At 59.4% G+C, this 22241-nt stretch carries 20 protein-coding genes and 1 rRNA gene; 7 read left to right on the plus strand and 14 right to left on the minus strand.

Going from position 1 to position 22241, the window contains the following annotated elements:
• Positions 1 to 116 precede the first annotated feature (116 nt).
• On the minus strand, positions 117 to 1448 hold the full coding sequence (locus AC07S6_RS02405; RefSeq protein ID WP_003189258.1) for a dicarboxylate/amino acid:cation symporter: 1332 nt from the start codon (positions 1446 to 1448) through the stop codon (positions 117 to 119).
• Between the two features lie 338 nt (positions 1449 to 1786).
• On the opposite strand from AC07S6_RS02405, the gene AC07S6_RS02410 reads away from it, so the two are divergent.
• Positions 1787 to 2785: an AraC family transcriptional regulator gene (locus tag AC07S6_RS02410; RefSeq protein ID WP_106118587.1), complete on the plus strand. Its 999-nt coding sequence runs from the start codon at positions 1787 to 1789 to the stop codon at positions 2783 to 2785.
• 108 nt (positions 2786 to 2893) lie between these two features.
• On the opposite strand, the gene AC07S6_RS02415 is transcribed toward AC07S6_RS02410, so the two are convergent.
• Genes AC07S6_RS02415 through AC07S6_RS02425 form a run of 3 tightly spaced genes read right to left on the minus strand, consistent with a single transcriptional unit; the run spans position 2894 to position 5241 of the window.
• Positions 2894 to 4240 (minus strand): ATP-binding protein, encoded by a 1347-nt coding sequence (locus AC07S6_RS02415; protein ID WP_019817208.1) that lies wholly within the window; start codon positions 4238 to 4240, stop codon positions 2894 to 2896.
• Complete coding sequence (locus tag AC07S6_RS02420) at positions 4237 to 4914, minus strand: response regulator (RefSeq protein WP_003193559.1); 678 nt, start codon at positions 4912 to 4914, stop codon at positions 4237 to 4239. Before AC07S6_RS02420 ends, AC07S6_RS02415 begins: the two co-directional genes overlap by 4 nt.
• Before the next feature lie 18 nt (positions 4915 to 4932).
• Positions 4933 to 5241: a hypothetical protein gene (locus tag AC07S6_RS02425; RefSeq protein ID WP_020301727.1), complete on the minus strand. Its 309-nt coding sequence runs from the start codon at positions 5239 to 5241 to the stop codon at positions 4933 to 4935.
• 138 nt (positions 5242 to 5379) lie between these two features.
• On the opposite strand from AC07S6_RS02425, the gene AC07S6_RS02430 reads away from it, so the two are divergent.
• A complete protein-coding gene (locus tag AC07S6_RS02430) occupies positions 5380 to 6099 on the plus strand; it encodes a 4'-phosphopantetheinyl transferase family protein (protein ID WP_495111591.1) in 720 nt (239 codons plus the stop codon).
• 79 nt (positions 6100 to 6178) lie between these two features.
• On the opposite strand, the gene AC07S6_RS02435 is transcribed toward AC07S6_RS02430, so the two are convergent.
• Entirely contained in the window at positions 6179 to 7789 is a 1611-nt protein-coding gene (locus AC07S6_RS02435; RefSeq protein ID WP_197882708.1) for an ATP-binding protein, read from the minus strand.
• Positions 7786 to 8511, minus strand: coding sequence for a response regulator (locus tag AC07S6_RS02440; protein WP_014719576.1), 726 nt, complete (start codon positions 8509 to 8511; stop codon positions 7786 to 7788). Before AC07S6_RS02440 ends, AC07S6_RS02435 begins: the two co-directional genes overlap by 4 nt.
• An 860-nt stretch (positions 8512 to 9371) precedes the next feature.
• Here AC07S6_RS02440 and AC07S6_RS02445 point away from each other — a divergent pair.
• Positions 9372 to 12266: a ribonucleoside-diphosphate reductase subunit alpha gene (locus tag AC07S6_RS02445; protein WP_032879843.1), complete on the plus strand. Its 2895-nt coding sequence runs from the start codon at positions 9372 to 9374 to the stop codon at positions 12264 to 12266.
• 257 nt (positions 12267 to 12523) lie between these two features.
• Here AC07S6_RS02445 and flgE read toward each other — a convergent pair whose 3' ends face one another.
• The 6 genes from flgE to AC07S6_RS02475 all read right to left on the minus strand — a co-directional run bounded on the left by flgE (position 12524) and on the right by AC07S6_RS02475 (position 17579).
• Entirely contained in the window at positions 12524 to 13840 is a 1317-nt protein-coding gene (gene flgE / locus AC07S6_RS02450) for a flagellar hook protein FlgE (RefSeq protein ID WP_034128454.1), read from the minus strand.
• Positions 13841 to 13870: 30 nt separating this feature from the next.
• Positions 13871 to 14590 carry a flagellar hook assembly protein FlgD gene (flgD, locus tag AC07S6_RS02455; protein WP_034128455.1) on the minus strand — a complete coding sequence of 240 codons (720 nt, stop codon included), beginning with the start codon at positions 14588 to 14590 and terminating at the stop codon, positions 13871 to 13873.
• Positions 14591 to 14606: 16 nt separating this feature from the next.
• A complete protein-coding gene (gene flgC, locus AC07S6_RS02460) occupies positions 14607 to 15050 on the minus strand; it encodes a flagellar basal body rod protein FlgC (protein WP_014719580.1) in 444 nt (147 codons plus the stop codon).
• 3 nt (positions 15051 to 15053) lie between these two features.
• Positions 15054 to 15461: a flagellar basal body rod protein FlgB gene (gene flgB / locus AC07S6_RS02465; RefSeq protein WP_034120825.1), complete on the minus strand. Its 408-nt coding sequence runs from the start codon at positions 15459 to 15461 to the stop codon at positions 15054 to 15056.
• Positions 15462 to 15776: 315 nt separating this feature from the next.
• Positions 15777 to 16604 (minus strand): protein-glutamate O-methyltransferase CheR, encoded by an 828-nt coding sequence (gene cheR, locus AC07S6_RS02470; protein WP_014719581.1) that lies wholly within the window; start codon positions 16602 to 16604, stop codon positions 15777 to 15779.
• Between the two features lie 42 nt (positions 16605 to 16646).
• On the minus strand, positions 16647 to 17579 hold the full coding sequence (locus AC07S6_RS02475) for a chemotaxis protein CheV (protein ID WP_495111592.1): 933 nt from the start codon (positions 17577 to 17579) through the stop codon (positions 16647 to 16649).
• Between the two features lie 74 nt (positions 17580 to 17653).
• On the opposite strand from AC07S6_RS02475, the gene flgA reads away from it, so the two are divergent.
• The 4 genes from flgA to AC07S6_RS02495 all read left to right on the plus strand — a co-directional run bounded on the left by flgA (position 17654) and on the right by AC07S6_RS02495 (position 20248).
• Positions 17654 to 18418, plus strand: a complete 765-nt coding sequence (gene flgA / locus AC07S6_RS02480) for a flagellar basal body P-ring formation chaperone FlgA (protein ID WP_054897919.1) — start codon at positions 17654 to 17656, stop codon at positions 18416 to 18418.
• A 141-nt stretch (positions 18419 to 18559) separates the two neighbouring features.
• Complete coding sequence (gene flgM / locus AC07S6_RS02485) at positions 18560 to 18883, plus strand: flagellar biosynthesis anti-sigma factor FlgM (RefSeq protein WP_034128458.1); 324 nt, start codon at positions 18560 to 18562, stop codon at positions 18881 to 18883.
• A 48-nt stretch (positions 18884 to 18931) separates the two neighbouring features.
• The gene (locus AC07S6_RS02490) at positions 18932 to 19402 is read left to right on the plus strand and encodes a flagella synthesis protein FlgN (protein WP_034128459.1); all 471 of its coding nucleotides are present in this window, start codon (positions 18932 to 18934) and stop codon (positions 19400 to 19402) included.
• Between the two features lie 96 nt (positions 19403 to 19498).
• Positions 19499 to 20248, plus strand: a complete 750-nt coding sequence (locus tag AC07S6_RS02495; RefSeq protein ID WP_495111593.1) for a flagellar brake protein — start codon at positions 19499 to 19501, stop codon at positions 20246 to 20248.
• Positions 20249 to 20308: 60 nt separating this feature from the next.
• Here AC07S6_RS02495 and AC07S6_RS02500 read toward each other — a convergent pair whose 3' ends face one another.
• Complete coding sequence (locus AC07S6_RS02500) at positions 20309 to 21682, minus strand: MFS transporter (RefSeq protein ID WP_014719586.1); 1374 nt, start codon at positions 21680 to 21682, stop codon at positions 20309 to 20311.
• 333 nt (positions 21683 to 22015) lie between these two features.
• Positions 22016 to 22131 (minus strand): 5S ribosomal RNA (gene rrf / locus AC07S6_RS02505).
• Between the last annotated feature and the right edge of the window lie 110 nt (positions 22132 to 22241).

Raw genomic sequence — 22241 nt, forward strand, 5'->3', positions numbered from 1 at the left:
CTGTCGCGCTCACTGTAAACCAAAAATATCCGTTGCATCCCGCCAGAAATGCAAACGCCCCGAACCAGTCGGGGCGTTTGCGGATAGCGTTGGCGTCAGTTCACGCCAGCAGCCACTTACTTGACGACAGGCGCCGGGCCTTCTGCCACGCCCAGGTCATCGAGCTCGCGGGTTTCGGAAATACCGGTACCGCCAGACGCCAGCTCGCTTTGCAGCTTGTCGGTGTCCAGTTCCTTGACCCACTTGGCCACAACGATGGTGGCAACTGCGTTACCCACCAGGTTGGTCAGGGCACGGGCTTCGGACATGAAGCGGTCGATACCCAGGATCAGCGCCAGGCCGGCAACCGGCAAGTGGCCGACAGCCGACAGGGTGGCGGCCAGTACGATGAAGCCCGAACCGGTCACGCCAGCCGCGCCTTTGGACGACAGCAGCAACACCAGCAGCAGCGTGATCTGGTGGGTGATGTCCATGTGGGTGTCGGTCGCCTGGGCGATGAACACGGCCGCCATGGTCAGGTAGATCGAAGTACCGTCGAGGTTGAAGGAGTAACCGGTTGGAATCACCAGGCCGACCACGGACTTCTTCGCGCCCAGGCGTTCCATCTTGATCAGCATACGCGGCAGTGCGGATTCCGACGACGAGGTGCCCAGTACGATCAGCAGTTCTTCACGGATGTAGCGGATCAGCTTCAACACGCTGAAACCGTGAGCGCGGCAGATAGCGCCCAGCACCAGCACCACGAACAGAATGCAGGTGATGTAGAAGCAGATCATCAACTGGCCCAACTGCACCAGGGAACCGACACCGTAGGCGCCGATGGTGAACGCCATGGCACCCAGGGCACCGATTGGCGCGAGCTTCATGATCATGTTGATGATGTTGAACATCACATGGGCGAAGCGATCGATGAAGTCCAGCACGGGCTTGCCGTAGGCACCCAGGCGATGCAGGGCGAAACCGAAGATCACCGAGAACATCAGCACTTGCAGGATGTCGCCGTTGGCGAAGGCGCCGACGATGGTGTTCGGGATGACGTTGAGGATAAAGCCGACGATGCTCTGGTCTTTACCGGCGGTGACGTAGGCCGCCACTTTGGAAGCATCTAGGGTCGCGACGTCGATGTGCATGCCGGCGCCCGGCTGCACCACGTTGACCACGACCAGGCCAATCAGCAGGGCGATGGTGGAAACGATTTCGAAGTACAGCAGCGCGTAGCCGCCGGTCTTGCCCACCGACTTCATGCTTTGCATGCCAGCGATGCCGCTGACCACGGTACAGAAGATGATCGGGGCGATGACCATTTTGATCAGCTTGATAAAGCCGTCACCCAGTGGCTTGAGGGCCACGCCGGTCTGCGGGTAGAAGTGGCCGAGCAAAATACCGATAACGATTGCAACGATCACCTGGAAATACAGGGATTTGTAGATTGGCTGACGAGTCGTCATTGCAAAGTTCCTCAATCGTCCCGTGTGGCAAATATCCGCCATTGCCCACGGCACTTGAATTGCGAACCCTCCTGCACTGGAGGGATTTGTTGTTTGCGAAGCCTGTAGGAGCAAGCCTGCGCTGTAATCCTTATCGCAAACAGCGTGCCACTTTGCTTAAACGCGCTGAAGGCCTTTAGACATCAGGGCTTGGGGTTCACGGGCGACTCCGGAGAGTGCAACACAGTGGCGGATTTCCGCCCACTCATCCTGTCTCGTCCTACAATTTGGCGGATATCCGCCTTGTCGCCCCACTGGGTGATGGCTACCATCCGCCACTCCATGGATGAGGCCCTTGCATGCGTGAACGTACCATCGCCAGCCATTACGCCCGAGCGGCCCTCGGCGGTGCGCGCCGGGCCGGTTTTGACTACTCGGGGGTGTTGCAGCAGGTGGGCATCACCCCGGAACTGCTGACCGAACCCCGCGCCCGCATCGCTCCAGAGCAATTTACGCGCTTGCTGCAAATGCTCTGGCTGGGGTTGGATGACGAATACCTGGGGTTTGCCGAAGGGCCGAGCAAACGCGGCACTTTCGCCATGATGTGCCACGCGCTGATCCATTGCCGCACTCTGGAGAAGGCGCTGGAGCGCGGCTTATTGTTTTATAGCCTGTTCCCCCAAGGTCCACGCTGGCAACTGACCAAAGAAGGCGACATGGCGCGCCTGAGCCTGGACGACTCACAGTTATGGGACCCGGACCACTTCCTCAGTGAATGCCTGCTGGTGATCTGGCATCGCCTGGGCAGTTGGTTGATCGGCCAGCGTATCCGGTTGCAGCAGGCCACCTTCAGTTACCCGGTGCCGGCCCATGCCGGTGAATACGACCTGCTGTTCCCCTGCCCCCAGGTGTTCGGCGCGCCGACCAGCAGCCTGGTGTTTCCCAGCCGCTACCTGAGCCTGCCGCTGTTGCAGGACGAACGCACCCTCAAGCACTTCTTGCAGCGCTCCCCTGCCGACTTGCTGTCGCGGCCGGATGAAGGCGACAGCCTGAGCAGCCAGTTGCGTCGCTTGCTGAGCCGCGACCGCACGCCCTGGCCAGACCTGGAAGCCGTTGCCCAGCACCTGCACATCAGCCCACAGACCCTGCGCCGCCACCTGCGCGAAGAAGGCACGAGTTTTCAGGCATTGAAGGATGAGCTACGCCGGGATATCGCCATTTACCACCTGGGGCGGGCGGATTTGTCTTTGCAGGAGATCGCGGAACAGTTGGGGTTTTCCGAACCGTCGGCGTTTCATCGGGCGTTCAAGAAGTGGACAGGGCTGACGCCGGGGGCCTACAGAGCGCAGGAGAGTTAGCGGTGTATTGGCTGGGAGGGCCTCATCGCAGGCAAGCCAGCTCCCACATGAATGTATTCACACATCAAAATGTGGGAGCTGGCTTGCCTGCGATGAGGCCAGTGCAGATCACAAGGCAGGAAAGTGAATCCTGAACGCCGCCCCACCCAACGCTGAATCCCCCAACGTCAACCGCGCGTGATAGCTTTCGATGATGTCCTTGACCACCGCCAGCCCGATCCCCTGCCCCGGGTGCTGGCGATCTAGCCGTTCGCCGCGCTGCAGGATCCGTGCACGCTGGTCCGGTGGTACGCCGGGGCCGTCGTCTTCGATACACAGCTCAATGCCATCGAGGTTTTCCACCAGGCTGATACGCACTTGCTTGAGGCACAGGCGGTAGGCGTTTTCCAGCAGGTTGCCGAGCATTTCGAGCAACGCGCCCTTTTCGATGGGTACCTCGCAGGCCTGCGGCAAATCAAAGGTCACGGTGACCCGCTTGTCGCGATAAACCTTTTCCAATGTATCGCACAGGCTTTGCACCACCGGTTCCAGGCGGACCTGGTGGCGCACCAGGCCACTTTTACGCAGGCTGGCACGCTGCAACTGGTAACCGATCTGCTGGCTCATGCGTTCGATCTGCGATTGCAGCACCCACGCCTGGCTACGTTCTTCGGGGCGCTGGGCCATGTCTTCGCTCACGCCCTGCAACACCGCCAGTGGCGTTTTCAGGCTGTGAGCCAAGTCATCGAGGGAGTCGCGGTAGCGCGCACGCTGTTCGCGCTCGCTGTGCAGCAAGCGGTTCAGGGAGCCGGTCAGGCGCAGCAGTTCGCGGGGGTGTTCTTCGCTGAGGCTTTCGCGGGTGCCGCCTTCGATCTGGTCGAGTTCATGGCTCAGGCGTCGCAGGGCTTGCAGGCCCCAGGTCAGGCCCAGCCACAACAGCGTCAACAACACCAGCAAGGCCGCGCCGAACCCGAGGTAGAGGTTCTCGCGCAGGCCTTCGAGGGTCAGTTGGTATTCGCGTACCGGCTGCAGGGCGACAATGCTGAACGCCGCGCTCTTGCCTCCCAGCAGCCGGACCTCGACGTCATACACGAAGAATTCCTGGCCATTGGCCTCGCGAATGCGCGCAAACTCGTTGCCGCGCCCGTCGTAGCGCGGTTTGTAGTTGATGTTTTCTTCCTGGGTCGCCCGCGAGCGCCATACCAGATGGCCTTCACGGTCGTAGATATAGCCCAACAGCCGACTGTCGGTGAGGTTGAAACGCTCATCGGGCAACTGCGCCGGCATCAGCAGGCGGTTATTGTCGACCCGCGCTGCAGATATCAGGGTGGTCACATCCGACGCCAGTCGCTGTTCGATGGAATCCTGCAACGCCAGGCTGAACGCGCCTTGCATGGCCGGCAACAGGCCGAGCATAAACAGCACCGCCAGAGTAGCGGCCGCCAGCATCAGGCGCACACGTAGCGAACGAATCAACGGCAGCGCTCATTGAACAGGTAGCCCAGGCCACGCACGGTGTCGATCGGTTTGAACCCGGCCGGGCCTTCCAGCTTGCGGCGCAGGCGGCCGACCAGCACTTCGATCACGTTTGGATCGCGCTCGTCGTCATCCGGGTACAGTTGCTCCATCAAGCGGTCCTTGGCGACCACTTGCTGATGATGACGCATCAAGTATTCGAGGATCCGATACTCGTAGGCGGTCAGCGCCAGGGGTTGCTCGTCCAGGGAGGCTTGCTTGCGGTTGAGGTCTAGCAGCAGCGGCCCGGCAACAATAGTCGATTGAGTAAAACCGCTGGAGCGGCGCAGCAAGGCGTTCATGCGCGCCTCCAGCTCTTCGAACTGGAACGGCTTGACCACGTAGTCGTCGGCCCCGGCCGCCAAGCCTTCAACCTTGTCCTGCCAGTTGCCGCGGGCGGTGAGGATCAGGATCGGGAAGGTCTTGGTCTGGGTGCGCAACTGGCGAATCAGGTCCAGGCCGCCCATGCCGGGCAGGCCAAGGTCGATGATCGCCAGGTCATGGTTGAATTGGCCGGTCTGGTACAGGGCTTCTTCGGCATTGGCCACGGCTTCGACCACATGCCCGCTGTCGGTCAGGCGGGTAAACAGGTGATGACGCAGCAGCGCCTCATCTTCCACCACCAGCAATTTCATAAGGTTCTCCACTGCAATTCAACTAGCCGACAGGGGGATATCATAGCGGCCCTGCAGCTCTTGGGGGCGCAGTTTTATGCCATTGTAGTGGCCGGTCAGGTGCGCGTAGCCGCTGCGATAGTCGGGTTGCGCAGGGGTAGCGCCCAGGGCCTGGCCCCACGGCGCAGCCTGAGTGCCAGCGTCTTCGAAGCTGACACGATGGATCAGGTTGCTGGATTTCTTGGTTTTCTCGCTGCCAAAGGCCGCAAAGGTGCCATCGGACGCCTGCACGCCGGCAGTGGCGCCAAGCATGGTCAAGGCCAACATCAGCTTTTTGATCGCAGTCATGGTGGTTACCTCATACGCGTTTGGGCTGTGGGGTCCAGACTACGCAGGCGCCCCTGAACTCCCCCTGAACAGGCTCTGAACCGCAGCTGAACCGCACCGGGCTATCCACTGGCCCGCCAACTCGGCAAAATACCGCGCATGACGCCCCTACCCGCTTGCTGCACCCCACTCGATGATCATTGGCCGTTGCCGGTTTCTTTGCCGGGCACGGTGTTTTTGAGCACGCGATTCGACCCGGCTTTATTGAGCCCGGGCGATTTCCAGCGCTGCGATGTGCCACCGCCGCCTAGCATCCAGCGCTCCGTCGCCAAGCGCCAGGCGGAATTTCTCGCCGGGCGCCTGTGCGCGCGCGAAGCGCTGCAACGACTCGATCATCTGCGCTGCGTCCCGGCCATCGGCGAAGACCGCGCCCCGGTCTGGCCAGGGCATATCAGTGGCTCCATCACCCACAGCACCGGGCACGCTGCGGCGATTGTCGGGCACAAGGCGCAATGGCGCGGGCTGGGCATGGACCTGGAGCATCTGCTGTCACTGGAGCGGGCCGAACGCCTGGCCGGGGAAATCCTGGCGGCCGATGAATTACAGCGCATGGCCACCCTGCCCCGTGAGCAACACGCCTTGCTGGTGACGCTGACGTTTTCGGTCAAGGAAAGCCTGTTCAAGGCGCTCTATCCGATCGTGCACAAGCGCTTTTATTTCGAGCATGCCGAGGTGCTGGAGTGGTCAGCGGCTGGGAGGGTGCGGTTGCGGTTGCTGACCGATCTTTCGCAAGAGTGGGGCCATGGCAAAGAGCTGGAAGGGCAGTTTGTGGTGCAAGGGGAGCAGTTGTTGAGTCTGGTGGCTATCAGCGCCTGGTAGACCACCATCGCGGGCAAGCCCGGCTCCCACATCGGGAACGCATTCACCTGTGGGAGCTGGCTTGCCTACGATAGCGGTTTCAGGGTTTATTCTGATCCCTGGGCCAGCTCAGGCTGAAACACGCCCCACCCAGGTTATTGCTCTTGCTGATCAACGCCCGCCCGCCGTGCCAATAGATAATCCGCCGCACGATCGACAAACCCAGGCCATGCCCGCCAGAGGCGCGGGTACGGCTGTCATCCAAGCGCAGGAACGGCGTGAAGATCCGCTCCCAGGCGCTTTCCGGCACGCCGGGGCCGTCGTCTTCCACATCGATGCGGCAGCGTACCTGCCCCACCTGATAACTGATCAACACTTGGCCTTTGGCGTGGCGCATGGCATTGCTCACCAGGTTTTGCAGGGCGCGGTGCAGGTAGCGCGGTTCAGCGTCGACCCAGGCGTCATCCCAATGCGCCGATGACAGGCAAATACCCCGGGTGACGGTGACCTGGGGGCGCAATGGCGATAATTCGCCAATCACCTGGTCGAGCAATGCATTAAGGTCCACGCGCTGGAAATTCAGTTCCGGCGCACCCTGTTCCAAGCGGGCATAAGTGAGCATCTCGTCCACCAGGCCATCAAGGTCCTGGATATCGCCATCCATACCCTCCAGGTACTTGCGCCGCGCCTCGGGCGTGGCGGCGTCACCGATCATCTCCAGGCCAAAACGCAGGCGCGCGACCGGAGTGCGCAGCTCGTGGGAGACCGCCCGCACCAGCTCACGCTGAATCGCCAGCAATTGCTGCAGGTGCTCGGCCATGCCATTGAAAGCTGCCGCCAGCCGCCCGACCGAGTCTGCACCGCGAGCGGGTACGCGCACTTCCAGGTTGCCCTTGGCGATACGCGTAGCCGCCGCCTCAAGACCTTTGAGCCGGCGCTCAAGTTGACGCACCAGCAAATAGACGATCAAGCCGATCAAAGTCAGGCCGATCAAGGTGATCAGGATCAGCCATTGCGCCGGGTACGGATTCATCTGGTACAGCGGGCCGATCTCCAGTACCCACGGGGTGCCGACCATGCCGGCAAACACGCGAATCGAATCGCCGCCCTTGCCCAGCGCCATCACCGTATCGCCCTCCGCCACGCGACGACGCTGGTCGTCGTCCATGTCGGCCTGGTCAAGGGCCATCAGGTGCATTTCAAAACCAAAACCCTTGGCGTGTTTGATGTCGGCCAGGCGCTGGGGCTGTTCGGCCACCGGGAAACGCACCAGTTCGTCGGCCAGCAGGTAAATAGTCGCACGGGCCAATTGCTCGCTGATCTGCTGCACTTCGCCGGTGAGCACCAATTGCTCTTGCTCGCTGACCAACCGCAGCACCCGCGCCGCGTGGGGGCCGGTCTGTTCCACCAGGACCTGGCCGCGTTGCAGGCGGTTGCGCTGGCCCAAGTCCAATTGCGCATCGGTGAACGTGCGCAACTCCAGCGGGATGCCCAGCAAGCGCTCCCACACCGCCAAGGCGCGCTGCCGTTCAATGGTGCTCATGGGTTGCAGGTTATCGCCCATCAACGCAAAGGTGCCGTGGGCCAGGCGCTCACGGTACTGGCCGCTGCGCACGTCATTAAGCAGGTGCAGTGCCAGGACGCCGAGCAACGCCACCAGGATCAGCGCCGCGCACATGCCGCCGTAGATGCGCAGGAAGATCGAGTTCACAGCGGCATATCGGCAGCGGCTTCGGGGACGAACAGGTAGCCTTTGCTGCGAATGGTCTTGATCAGGCGTGGGTGGATCGGATCGTCGCCGATCTTTGGCCGAATGCGGGAGATACGCACATCAATGGAGCGATCCTGGCCGTCATAACCAATACCGCGCAGAGCTATGAAGATTTCTTCGCGGGACAGAATGCGTCCGGCGTTTGCAACCAGCAGCCACAACAGGTCGAATTCAGCGCTGGTCAGTTCGATGCTGCCCTCATGCAACCAGGCTTCGCGCAAGGCATTGTCCACCACCAACGGACCAAACTGGAGGCGGCGCTGGTTTTCCACTGCAACGGGCAACACCGGTTCGCTGCGGCGCAGCAGCGCCTGGATACGTGCCAGCAACAAACGCGGGCGCACGGGCTTGCACACATAGTCGTCGGCGCCCATGTCCAAGCCCTGCACCTGGTCCATGTCGTCGGTGCGCGCGGTGAGCATCAGGATCACGCCGTCATAACGCTCGCGCACCTTGCGGCAGATGGTCAGGCCGTCTTCGCCGGGCAGCATCAGGTCGAGGATCACCAGGTCGGGCTGTTCGGCGATGATGCGCGCCGTGGCCTTGGCACCGTCGCTTTCCACCGACACACGCAGGCCGTTGCTTTCCAGGTACTCACGGGTCAACTCGGCGAGTCGCTCGTCGTCCTCGACGATCAGTATCTGCCAGGCTTCTTGCTCCATGCATTGTCCTCGTTTTTATAAGAAGTTCTTCTGGCCGACACAATCGAATGTGAAATACGGTCGGTGTGGAGCTGGCTTGCCTGCGATGAGGGTGGGTCAGCGCGCCTGTTGGTGGCCGATACACCGCCATCGCAGGCAAGCCAGCTCCCACCTATTGATCTTCCGCAGGCATAGCCTGTTTGTCATGTTTTGAAGGCATAACAAAGGCCGATTGTAGCCATGCAACGGCCCTTGAACACAAGCCGCGAAATCCATTCGGTCATGGCGATTTTTTGTGGTAGGGTTCGCGCCCTCAAAATTCCCGCCGGCAGTTTCTAGCCGGGAATATTCGGTGACAAACGGTGTAATCCAGTAGTAATGCGGCCTACACGGGTGTTCCATGATTCATACACATTTTACCCACAGCGTTATCCACAGGTAGTGCGTTGCTAAGCCCCCGAAAACGCATTATCTTGTACCTCGGCGCTAAAAAAACCCTACATGTAGGGTTTTCAGCGAAAAGACCAAACACAGATCAGACAAGAAACTCAAGCGCTTTCTTGCTCGTGCTTGGTTGAACCAAAGCATTTTTTGAAAGCCCAAACCGCGCACGCGGATGGCAACCGTTTTCCAGCCCGATTGGCAGAAAACGGTACGGGTGTTGCAGGGCTTGAATGGGGCCACTGTCACCCACCAGGAATACGGCTAAGGGCTCCCCGGCCCCGAACCAAAGACTTCGGCATGGAAGCGGCGCGATGAGCTCCCTTCCTCCTGTCCCGAAGTTGTTATGCCAGGCCCAGGCCTGCTGTAAGTGCTTCAGGACGGAACGGTGGGCACCGTGATGGTGCCCAAATAAATATAGAATGTGGAGACACCCCCTCATGCAAACCGACACAACTCGCGAGAACCCGCAGGGCTCCGTGCCGCAGGCCGCTGATTCGAACCTGGATCTGTCCGCCACTGCACCTGGCCAACTGCGCGTGATCAAGCGTAACGGCACTGTCGTTCCTTATACCGATGACAAAATCACCGTCGCCATCACCAAAGCGTTTCTTGCAGTTGAAGGCGGCACCGCTGCCGCTTCGTCGCGCATCCACGACACCGTTGCACGCCTGACCGAACAGGTCACTGCGACCTTCAAGCGTCGCATGCCATCGGGCGGCACTATCCACATCGAAGAAATCCAGGACCAGGTAGAACTGGCCCTGATGCGTGCCGGCGAGCAAAAAGTGGCCCGCGACTACGTGATCTACCGTGATTCGCGCGCCAAGGAGCGTGCCGTACGTTCCCCGGCCGAAGAAGCCGCCGTACAAGCGCACCCGTCGATCCGCATCACCCTGGCCGACGGCAGCTTTGCCCCGCTGGACCTGGGCCGCCTGAACACCATCATCACCGAGGCCTGCGAAGGCCTGGAAGAAGTCGACGGTGACCTGATCCAGCGCGAAACCCTGAAGAACCTGTACGACGGCGTGGCCCTGACCGACGTCAACACCGCGCTGGTGATGACCGCCCGTACCCTGGTCGAGCGTGAGCCGAACTACTCGTTCGTGACCGCCCGCCTGCTGATGGACACCCTGCGTGCCGAAGGCCTGGGCTTCCTGAAAGTCGCCGACAGCGCCACTCACCACGAGATGGCCGACCTGTACGCCAAGGCCCTGCCGGCCTATATCGCCAAAGGTATCGAATTCGAATTGCTGAACCCGATCCTGGCCACCTTCGACCTGGAAAAACTCGGCAAGGCGATCAACCACGAGCGTGACCAGCAGTTCACCTACCTGGGCCTGCAAACCCTGTACGACCGTTACTTCATCCACAAGGACGGCATCCGCTTCGAACTGCCGCAAGTGTTCTTCATGCGCGTGGCCATGGGCCTGGCGATCGAAGAGAAGAACAAGGAAGACCGCGCCATCGAGTTCTACAACCTGCTGTCGTCCTTCGACTACATGTCGTCGACTCCGACCCTGTTCAACGCCGGTACCCTGCGTCCCCAGCTGTCGAGCTGCTACCTGACCACCGTGCCGGATGACCTGTCGGGCATCTACCACGCGATCCACGACAACGCCATGTTGTCCAAATTCGCCGGCGGCCTGGGCAACGACTGGACACCGGTGCGTGCACTGGGTTCGTACATCAAGGGCACCAACGGCAAGTCCCAGGGCGTCGTACCGTTCCTGAAAGTGGTAAACGACACCGCCGTTGCCGTGAACCAGGGTGGCAAGCGCAAAGGCGCTGTATGTGCCTACCTGGAAACCTGGCACATGGACATTGAAGAGTTCATCGAGCTGCGCAAGAACACCGGTGATGACCGTCGTCGTACCCACGACATGAACACCGCCAACTGGATCCCTGACCTGTTCATGAAGCGCGTCTTCGATGACGGCAAGTGGACCCTGTTCTCGCCATCCGAAGTGCCGGACCTGCACGACCTGACCGGCAAGGCCTTCGAAGAGCGCTACGAGTACTACGAAGCCCTCACCGAGTACCCAGGCAAGGTCAAGCTGTTCAAGACCATCCAGGCCAAAGACCTGTGGCGCAAAATGCTGTCCATGCTGTTCGAAACCGGCCACCCATGGTTGACCTTCAAGGACCCATGCAACCTGCGCAGCCCGCAGCAGCACGTGGGCGTGGTCCACAGCTCGAACCTGTGCACCGAGATCACCTTGAACACCAACAAGGACGAGATCGCCGTTTGCAACCTGGGCTCGATCAACCTGCCGAACCACATCGTCAACGGCAAGCTGGACACCGCCAAGCTGGAACGCACCGTCAACACCGCCGTACGCATGCTCGATAACGTCATCGACATCAACTACTACTCGGTGCCACAGGCGCAGAACTCCAACTTCAAGCACCGTCCGGTTGGCCTGGGGATCATGGGCTTCCAGGACGCGTTGTACCTGCAGCACATCCCTTACGGTTCCGATGCAGCGGTCGAGTTCGCCGACAAGTCCATGGAAGCGGTCAGCTACTACGCGATCCAGGCTTCCTGCGACCTGGCCGACGAGCGCGGCGCCTACGAGACGTTCCAGGGTTCGCTGTGGTCCAAGGGCATCCTGCCGCTGGATTCGCAACAGATCCTGATCGAAGCCCGTGGCCAGAAGTACATCGACGTCGACCTGAACGAAACCCTGGACTGGGCCCCGGTACGTGCCCGTGTGCAGAAAGGTATTCGTAACTCCAACATCATGGCCATCGCACCGACCGCCACCATCGCCAACATCACTGGCGTGTCGCAGTCGATCGAACCGACCTACCAGAACCTGTATGTGAAATCGAACCTGTCGGGCGAATTCACAGTGATCAACCCGTACCTGGTTCGCGATCTGAAGGCCCGTGGCCTGTGGGACTCGGTCATGATCAACGACCTGAAGTACTACGACGGTTCCGTGCAGCAGATCGAGCGCATCCCGCAAGAACTCAAAGAGCTCTACGCGACCGCCTTCGAAGTGGACACCAAGTGGATCGTTGACGCCGCCAGCCGTCGTCAGAAGTGGATCGACCAGGCCCAGTCCCTGAACCTGTACATCGCCGGCGCTTCGGGCAAGAAGCTGGACGTGACCTACCGCATGGCGTGGTACCGTGGCCTGAAAACCACTTACTACCTCCGTGCGCTGGCCGCCACCAGCACCGAGAAGTCGACCATCAACACCGGCAAGCTGAACGCAGTGTCCAGCGGCAACCACGGTGATGACTCGGTACTCGCAGCGCCAGCCGGCCCGGCACCTGTGCCAAAGGCCTGCGCGATTGACGAGCCGGATTGCGAAGCTTGCCAATAAGCTGAACCTGCCCTGGGTTTAACCACCCGAGGCAGAAAAGCCCCCGATACACCTAGGGTGTATCGGGGGCTTTTTCTTGGGCGGGTATAAAGCCCTTGTTGCTGTATTGCTGTTCGGTCAATACCTGGATGGACAGCGTGAAGCAGATGCAAATGTGGGAGGGGGCTTGCTCCCGATAGGGTGTCAGTCAATGGATACTTGGCTGATACACCGCTATCGGGGGCAAGCCCCCTCCCACATTTTAAAGCGCTAACCTATCAGGTCATCTGAATGATGGTCTGCATGATGGTGCTTTGGGTGGAGATGGTCTTGGCGTTCGCCTGGTAGTTGCTCTGGGCCTTGATCAGGTCCACCAGCTCGTTGGTCAAGTTGACGTTGGAGTTCTCTAGGGAGGAGGCCTTGATCGACCCCAGAGTGCCAGATTCCGGGGCGTCGTAGCCCGGCTGGCCCGACGCGAAGGTCTCTTTCCAGGTCGTACCGCCGGCGGGCTGCAGGCCCTGCTCGTTGTTGAAGCTGGCCAGGGAAATCTGGCCGATGGCCTTGCTCTGCTGGTTACTGAAGGTGGCGAAGAGCACGCCGCTGCCATCGATCTTCAGGCCGGTGATCTGGCCGGTGGCGTAACCATCTGTGACCGGCGGGTTACGGTAGCTGGCCGAGTTGTACTGGGTGACGGTGCCCATGTTGATGGCGATGCCGTCCTTGTTAGCCGTCGCATCGTTAGCTTTCCATACGCCATCGGTCACCGTGCCAGGTATCCAATCCTTGATGGTCAAGGTGTTACCGGCAACACCGCCGGTCACGATGCTCTTGAGGTTACCAGCACCATCGAAGCTCAATGTCGACGGCACAGGCGCCTTCACGTCAGCACCGGTACCGGTAGGAGCCGAACCATCAGGATTGCGGCCATCGATCAAGGTGTAGGCCTGCCACTGGTTGGCATCGGTTTTGACCAGGTACTGCACCATCGGGTGCGCATTGCCCTGGGAGTCGTACAAGGTGGTGCTGTATTGCGTGGTGAAGCTTTCGGACTTGGTTGGATCAAACGGGTTCTTGGACTGATCGATCACCGGCGACGAGGAGTTCAGGTTGCTGGAAGAGTCCACCTTGGTAGACGCCTTCGGCGGCAGGTTCGCCAGGTTCAGCTGCAGGTCAACCAGGCCGCCTTTGGTGATTTTGCCATTCTCGTCCGCGGCATAGCCTTGCAGGCGCGAGGTGCCGGTATTGTTGGTGATATAGCCGTCTTTGTCCGCACGGAAAGCACCGCTACGGGTGTATTCCAGCGAACCGTCGCTGCCCTTCTGCACGAAGAAGCCACCACCCTGGATCGCCATGTCGAGGATGCCGCCACTCCCGTTGACGTCGCCCTGGGTGAACTGCTGGGACACCGCCGCCAGGTTCACACCGTTGCCGATGCTGTTCTGGCCGGTGCCCAGCTTGGAGGCCGCGTAGATATCCGCGAATTCCGCACGGGATGACTTGAAGCCAGTGGTCGCGACGTTGGCGATGTTGTTGCCGGTCACGTCCAGTTGTTTGTTGGCCGCATAGAGGCCGCTAAGGCCGATGTTAAAAGACATGTTTCTCTCCTCTGCCGTATTTAGCCGGCTCTATGTACCGATAGTCTGAATTTGCGACAGCTTGACGCTGCCCATGCCGCCTGCAAGGTTGAGCAGCATTTCGCCGCCGGTCTTGCTCAGGGTCACGCTGGTGACCGTGGCTGGTAGCGAGGTGGTCAGGGCCACCGCGTCACCTTTGTCGTTCTTGGTGGAGGCATTGAAGGTGTAGGTGCCGGCTGGGGCGACCTCACCCTTATCGTTCTTGCCGTCCCAGATAAAGCTCTGGCTGCCGGCACTCTGCGCGCCCATATCCACGGTGCGTACGACGTTGCCGTCCTTGTCGGTGATCTTGACGGACACGTTGCCCACCGCCGATGGCACCGCCACTGAACCGTTCATGCTCTTGCTGGTATCAACCATGGCTTTGTCGGTCTGGATAATGATCGACCGCCCCACCAGCGACGAAGCCTGCAGCGCTTGAGAAGAGCTGAAGTTGCTGGAGATGTTGTTCACCGAGTCGTTCAGGGTGTTGATGCCTTCCAGGCTGCTGAACTGGGCAAGCTGGGCCACGAACGCGCCGTTGTCCTGGGGCGACAGCGGGTTCTGATTTTTCAGCTGGGTCACCAGCAACTGCAGGAATGCGTCCTTGCCTAGCGCCTGGTTACCCGTCGCCGCTTTGGAAACATTCGATACATTGTTCGAAGCGTCCTTGACCTTGGAGTTGAACAGGTCCTGGACAGCCGTGTTGTTTGACGTATCAACGATGGCCATTATTTGGCGCCCCTTATCACTGACCCAGGGTCAGGACCTTCTGCATCATGGTTTTGGCGGTGTTCATCATTTCCGCGTTGGTCTGGAACGAGCGGCTGGCGGAAATCATGTCAGCCATTTCCTCGACCACGTTGACGTTGGGGTAATAGACGTAACCCTTTTCGTTCGCGGCAGGATGGTTGGGCTCGTAACGGGCCTCCAGGTTGCTCTGGTCTTCGACCACGCCCAACACCTGCACGCCGGAGCCGGCGGCGTCCTGGTTCTGGAACAACGAATCGCTGCCGTTTGCCTGACCACCCTGGAACATGGTGGCAAACACCGGATGGCGGGCGCGATAGGTCTGGTCAATGCTCGAGGAGACGGTCTCGGCGTTGGCGATGTTACTGGCGACGGTGTTCAAACGCGTGGTCTGCGCGCTCATGCCACTGCCGGCAATATTGAAAACACTGGACAGGGACATGGCTTACTCTCCGCGCAGGGCTGACATCAGCCCTTTGAATTTGCTGTTGAGCAGGGTGAAGCTGGCCTGGAAGTTCACCGAGTTTTCGGCGTAGTTCGATTGCTCCAGCTGGGCGTCAACGGTGTTCTGGTCGATCGACGGCTGCATCGGCGTGCGATACAGCAGCGACTCGTCACCATTGCCCAGGCCTTGCGCTTCGATATGACGGCTATTGGTCATGTTCAAGGCGAAGGTACCGTTCTTGGTCTTGTCCTGTTGTGCGGCGAGCACGGCGGAGAAGTCCAGGTCCCGAGCCTTGTAGTTCGGGGTGTCGGCGTTGGCGATGTTGTTGGCCAGGACTTCGGCACGCTGGGCGCGGAAGCCCAGGGCTTGTTCGTGGATACCGAGCGCTTTATCGAAGCTGATGCTCATGGCGGAAACCTTTAGGCTGACCTGCTGTTCGTTAGCAGGGTTATAGCAAGGTGTATGCCAAACTTGCGAAAGCCCCGTATATAAAGGGTTTCGAGGGAAGTTGCCGGCGACTATGCCAGAAAAGCGGCAAGCGATTTCCGCGTAGTGCCAGTAAAGCGGCAATGGGCAGTTGCCGCTTTACGCCAGCTTGCCGAGAAAACAAATGTGGGAGCTGGCTTGCCTGCGATGGCGGAGTGCCTGCCGACCTATTCGTCGACTGACAAAACGCTATCGCGGGCAAGCCCGGCTCCCACAGTTTTATTGCATACACCCAGGCTACTTGGCCTGGTAGATGATCCCCGGGCTGCATTGCACCATCTGGAAGTGATCCGGCAGCCCATTGAGCGCCTCGGAAGCACCGAGGAACAGATAACCTCCGCGCTTGAGGGTGCCGTGGATGCGCAACAGAATGTCTTTCTTCACTTCAGCCGAGAAATAGATCAGCACGTTGCGGCAGAACACCATGTCGAACTTGCCTAGGCTGGCGTAGCTGTCGAGCAGGTTGAACGAGCGAAATTCGACGCGGTTCTTGATCGGCGCCTTGATCGCCCAACGCCCTGCCCCTTTGGGGTCGAAGTAGCGTTGCAGGCGTTCCTGGGACAAACCTCGGCCCAGGGCCAGGCTGTCGTACTCACCGGTCTTGCAGTTGGTGAGCATGGTGCCGGACAGGTCCGTGGCCACAATTTGCGCACCGGCTTTCAACTGGCCCATGTTGGTCCGCTCGAACTCATCGATGGACATCGAGATCGAGTACGGCTCCTGCCCCGAAGAACAGGCCGCCGACCAGATACGCAGGCGCTGGCCCGGGCTGGCCTTGATGGCTTCAGGCAACACTTTGTTCTTGAGCACTTCAAAGGGATAGGTATCGCGAAACCATAAGGTTTCGTTGGTGGTCATGGCATCGACCACCATTTCCTTGAGCCCACTGCGCGGCTGCCCCTGGATCCGCTGGACCAACTCACCCAGGGACTTGATGCCCTGCTGTTCCATCAGCTTGTTGAGACGGCTGGATACCAGGTACTGCTTGTTTTCACCGAGCAATATGCCACAGGCTTTTTCCAGGAAGACCCGGAACTGTTCGAAATCCAAATTACCCGTAGACAATGATGCCGCCTCTTAAATCGTGTGACCGCCGGGGGAAATCCCCTAGCCGTGATCTGCTGCCTTGATCCGGTCGACTACCCGGGATGCGAGGTCATCAGGACGGAACTTGGCCAGAAAGTCATCCGCACCGACCTTCTTGACCATTGCCTGATTGAATACCCCCGACAACGAAGTATGCAGGATGATATGCAACTTTTGCATGCGTGGATCGTTACGTATTTCGGCCGTGAGCGTGTAGCCATCCATTTCCGGCATCTCGATGTCAGAGATCATCATCAAGAATTCTTCTTCAGGCCTCTTGCCGTCATCTGCCAGCTTGCGCAGGTAATCCAAGGCCTGGCGACCATCATTGAGGGCTACCACCTCAACCCCGACCGTTTGCAGGCAACGCGTGACCTGCTTGCGCGCCACAGAAGAGTCGTCCACGGTCAACACCCGTAGCGAAACCGCCTTGTGTGCCGTTTCGGCATCCACCACCCCGACGGAGATGGTTTCCGAGGTGGGGGCCACTTCGGCGAGGATCTTCTCCACGTCGATGATTTCCACCAACTGGTTATCGACCCGCGTCACCGCCGTCAGGTAGTGATCGCGCCCCGTGCCCTTGGGCGGCGGATGGATCTCTTCCCAGTTCATATTGACGATGCGCTCCACCGAGCGCACCAGGAAACCCTGGGTCTTGGTGTTGTACTCGGTGATGATCACGAAAGGGTTCTGGCGGTCCTGCAAACCCGCGGCCCCCGTGGCCATGGCCAGGTCAAGAATCGGAATGGTCGCGCCCCGGATGTTGGCCACGCCACACACCACCGGACTGGACTTGGGCATGATCGTCAACTTGGGACATTGCAGCACTTCACGCACTTTAAACACGTTGATGCCATACAACTGTTTGCCATCCAGGCGAAAAAGCAACAACTCCAGGCGATTCTGCCCTACCAGCTGTGTGCGCTGGTTTACTGAATCCATTACACCTGCCATGCCCAGACTCCTAAATCCTAGGGGTACGACGCGTACCCAACACTAAACGGCACGAGCTTTGCTATTTACTGAGTATGGATATTAAAACGACAGTTTCCCGACACCCTGGCCGCTCACGCTACCGTAGACTGCTCTGCGCCGCGATGGCACTGCTTGTCTCGGGCCTGGGCGTCACGGCCCGTGCCGACAACGTCACCCTGCCTGATCTACTTATCGGCGTCACCCAAGGCTTTCTTGAGTTCACTGTAGAAGATTATCTGGCGACTACCCAGACGCCGGGGCGTTATGAAATTCAGGTCAACCAGTTGGACCCTCGCTTGCGCATGCCAATGTGCGACAAGGAATTGACAGCCACTTTGGAAAGCCCCGCCCAGCCCATCGGCCGTGTGACCGTAAAGGTACGCTGTGAGGGCGCCTCGCCCTGGACGGTTTTCGTACCAGCTCAGGTCAAGCTGTATCGCGATGTGGTGGTAGTGGCGCGACCATTGAAGCGCACGGGTATCATCGGCTACGACGACGTGGCGTTGCGCGAGCGGGATATCAGCTTGATCAACCAGGGCTACCTGACGTCGCTGGACCAGGCCATCGGGCAGAAACTCACCCGGCCAGTGGTCACCGACCAAGTCCTCACGCTGGTTCATCTGGAACAGGCCGAGGTGATTCGCAAGGGTGACCAAGTGGTAATTTCCGCCAGCAGCGGCGGCCTGAACGTCAGGATGCCGGGCGAGGCGCTGTCAAATGGCGGCATGAGCGAACAGATCCGCGTCAAGAACCTCAACTCCAATCGCGTGATCAAGGCGCGGGTCACGGCACCAGGCCAGGTCGAGGTGGCGCTATAGATGACTGGAATCAAATGCCAGCTTTTCCTACACTGTGTGCTGGATATTGAGCCGTACAGGTTTATTGTCAATCGAGCCTAAAGTTTGCCCGGGTATGGCCGAAAACATGGCAAGCGTCCAAATACCCAGAGGTTTTTCAACATGGTCATTGATTTCAGTCGTTTGAATAACGCCCCGGCTTTGCCCGGCAATACGCGCACCGGCGGTACCAAGGACAGCGTAGAGGCCAAGCCGCAGCCCTTGCCTGCCAAAGCAGAACAGGCCGCCGCCAGCCAGAGTGGGGAATCGGTACACCTGAGCAATGAGGCTCAACAGTTGCAGAAGGTCACTGACTCGCTGCGCGATCAACCCGTCGTCAATAAAGCCCGCGTGGCCGAGTTGAAACAGGCTATCGCCGATGGCAGCTATAAAGTCGACAGCAACCGTGTAGCCAGCAAGCTGCTCAACTTCGAAGCCGAGCGCTAGGCAAAAGCCTGCGCAGGGCTTTTGGACGCTTAAAACCCAAGGCCAGCCATGCACCACGACGAACATTTGCTCCAACTGATCATTGATGATCTGGCGCCGACGCAACAATTGCTCGAGCTGCTCAAGGAAGAATCCCTGGCCTTGTACGGCCGGGATATGCCCTTGCTGGAAGAAATCCTGGCGCGCAAACAGTCCCTGATTGTCTTGCTCGAACAGCACGGCAAGAAACGCAGCGAGATTCTGATCAGCCTGGGCCTGCCCGCCGATCATGATGGCCTGGCACAACTGGCCAGCCACTCCTCAGTCGGCGATCAACTGCTGGCACAAAGCAAAGAACTCAATCATTTGCTCGCCCAGTGCCAGGAAGCCAACCTGCTCAACGGTCAGTCGATCCAGCTTCAGCAAGCCACCACCGCCAATCAGTTGCGCATATTGCACGGCGGAGAACCTCCGGCCCTGTATAACGCCCAAGGCTCCACCTCACGCCTGATCAAACCAAGCACCCGCAGCCAAGCCTGACGCCGGTTTACAGCGCGACCTATCCAAGGCGCGCTACATACTGGCAAAATGCCGGTTCTTGCGTGTAGTCGTATTTTGCCTGGAGATGGAAGAACCGTGTTCAACGCCCTTAATGCGGAAGATGCACCGCAGCCACCCAAGGTGCTCACCACGCCTCTGGAAATCGCCAGCACGTTGCGGATGCTGCAAGAAAGCCATGACCCGCTGATCATCACTTTCCACGAACGTAGCCAGCGCTTCCAGAGCTACCTGGTGGACATCGACCGGGACAGCAAGACGCTGGTACTGGACGAAATGATTCCCCGCGACGGTGAACGCTATCTTGAGAATGGCGAAGCCTTCCGTATCGAAGGCTTCCATGAGGGCGTGCGGGTTGCCTGGGAAAGCAACGGCACCTTGACCATCAGCGAGAAAGGCGGCCACCGCATCTACAGCGGCAACCTGCCCGGCGAAGTGGTTTACCATCAACGACGCAATGCCTTCCGCGCCGCACTGAAACTCGCGCAATTGGTGGATATTCAGTTAGGTGGCGAGAAGCTCAAGGCCCCTGTCAGCGGTAAGCTGTTGGATATCTCGGCAACCGGCTGCAAATTGCGCTTTGAAGGCGATATCTCCGAACGTCTGCAGTTGGGCCAGGTCTATGATCGCTTTATTGCTGCCCTGCCCTTCGGCAGCATGACCACTTCCGTGGAACTGCGCTATCTGCACTTCGAAGACAAGATCAACACCACCTTTGCCGGCGTGCGCTTTCACAACATGAGTGGTTTGGTGCAGCGACAAGTGGAACGCTTTGTCTACCAATTGCAGCGAGAAGCTCGGCGCTTCGATAAAGACGACGATCTTTAAGCGTTAGACGCTGAGATAAAAAAACGGGCAGATCCTGATGGGATCTGCCCGTTTTTTCGTTCAGGGGCGCGCCCTGCTTAAGTCATGGGGATGTTCGTCCGGGTCTGGTGGCTCGTGCGGTTCTTCGCTCGTTGGCTCCTCGGTATCAGGGACGGGCTCTGGGTCAGGAACAGTGACTTGCATCTGCTCCTGCACCACCTGCTCATCCACCCGCGGGTCAAGGGCAGCCACCAAAGGCGAACTGGACATGCTGTCGGGCATCGCCACGTGATGCAGTGGTGCGTCGTCGACCTGATGCAGGTTGGTTACCGCCTTGGGTCGAATGCGCCACACCAGGATCAGCGCACACAGGCTGAAAAACGCGTAGAGCATCTGGCTGCCGAATAGCTTCATCACCACACCGGCCAACAGCGGCCCCACGCTGGCGCCGATCCCGTAGGTAACGAGCAACATGGCCGTCAGTGACACCCGGCGATCGCCTTCCACATGGTCGTTGGAAAAGGCCACCGCCAAGGGGTAAAGGCAGAACTGCACCAGCGAACAGAAGAAGCCCGCCACGAACAACACCTCCAGCGGTACCTGCGTCATGATGGCCAACGGTAAGGCCGTTATCGCCAGGCACAAGGCAAAGCAGCGAATCAGCAGCGCGCGGTCATAGCGGTCCGACAACCAGCCCAGTGGCCACTGCACGACCAATCCAGCAAAAATGCAGCTACCCATGAACAGGCCGACCTGCTCGGTCGTCAGGCCCTGCTGAGAGGCGTAGAGCGGCGCCAAGCCGTAGAACGAACCGACGATCAACCCAGCGCCCAACACGGTGCTGAGCGATTGCGGCACGCGCTTGATAAAGAAGCGCGGCTCCATCGGAGCCGGGTGCAGTGGGGCCGGGTGAATGCGTCGAGTCATTGCCACCGGGACCAGGCACAGGGCAAAGCACAACGCCACGAGCATCAACAGCTCAAGCCCAAGATGGGGATGCATGACCAGGATCAGTTGGCCCAGCACCAACCCAAGGTAGGACGCAATCATGTAGCCGCTGAACACTACACCGCGCTGCTTGGCATCCGCCTGCTCGTTGAGCCAACTCTCGATGACCATGTACTGGCACATCATCCCCAAGCCCACGATCATCCGCAGCACAATCCAGGCTGGTAGCCAATCAATCAAACCGTGACCCAGCACCGCTGCACCGACGATGCCTGCGCAGGTGGCGTAGGCGCGAATATGCCCGACCCGGGCGATGAGGCGGTGTCCGAGCTTACCGCCCAGCACCAAGCCAAAATAGTTGGCGGCCATCAGCGCACCGACCCATAGGCTGTCGACGTTGTCTGCTGCCAGACGCAAAGCCAGATAAGTACTAAGCAGGCCGGAGCCGATCAGCATCATCAAAGAGGCGAAATAAAGGGCTCGAAAAGATTTCCAGATCTGGCGCATCGGCGTTCCGAGCGGCTCCTTGCGGTGAGGGGTAGGGCTATCAGCATGATAGTCCGGGGCGGTTGAATCCGGACAGGCGACAGGCCTGTTCCCGGCGATTATTTTGTTTCACAGCTCAGACGCTACGCGGGTGTCTGTGAGGTACATAACCGTGGAGATAAATACACGGCGCACCACCTGTGAACCTTGATAACACGCAAGGTTCGACTGGTATTCGGGTATCTGTACAAAAGGTTTCAATGGAGCACTGTGCAGGCTTTGGAAGTTGGCGTGCTTTTCGAGCGCCCAAAACAAAACCCCAACTGCTTTCGCAATTGGGGTTTCGGAATTTAATCTTGACGATGACCTACTCTCACATGGGGAAACCCCACACTACCATCGGCGATGCATCGTTTCACTGCTGAGTTCGGGATGGGATCAGGTGGTTCCAATGCTCTATGGTCGTCAAGAAATTCGGGTACTGAGTCGTGGCCAGCTGGCCTCGCTTCAGCAAATTGGGTATGTGATAGATCGTGGTGTTTTGTGAGCGTCGAACTTTCGGTTCATTGCGTCTTCACAC

The organism is Pseudomonas sp. GW821-FHT07B01 (assembly GCF_059419065.1).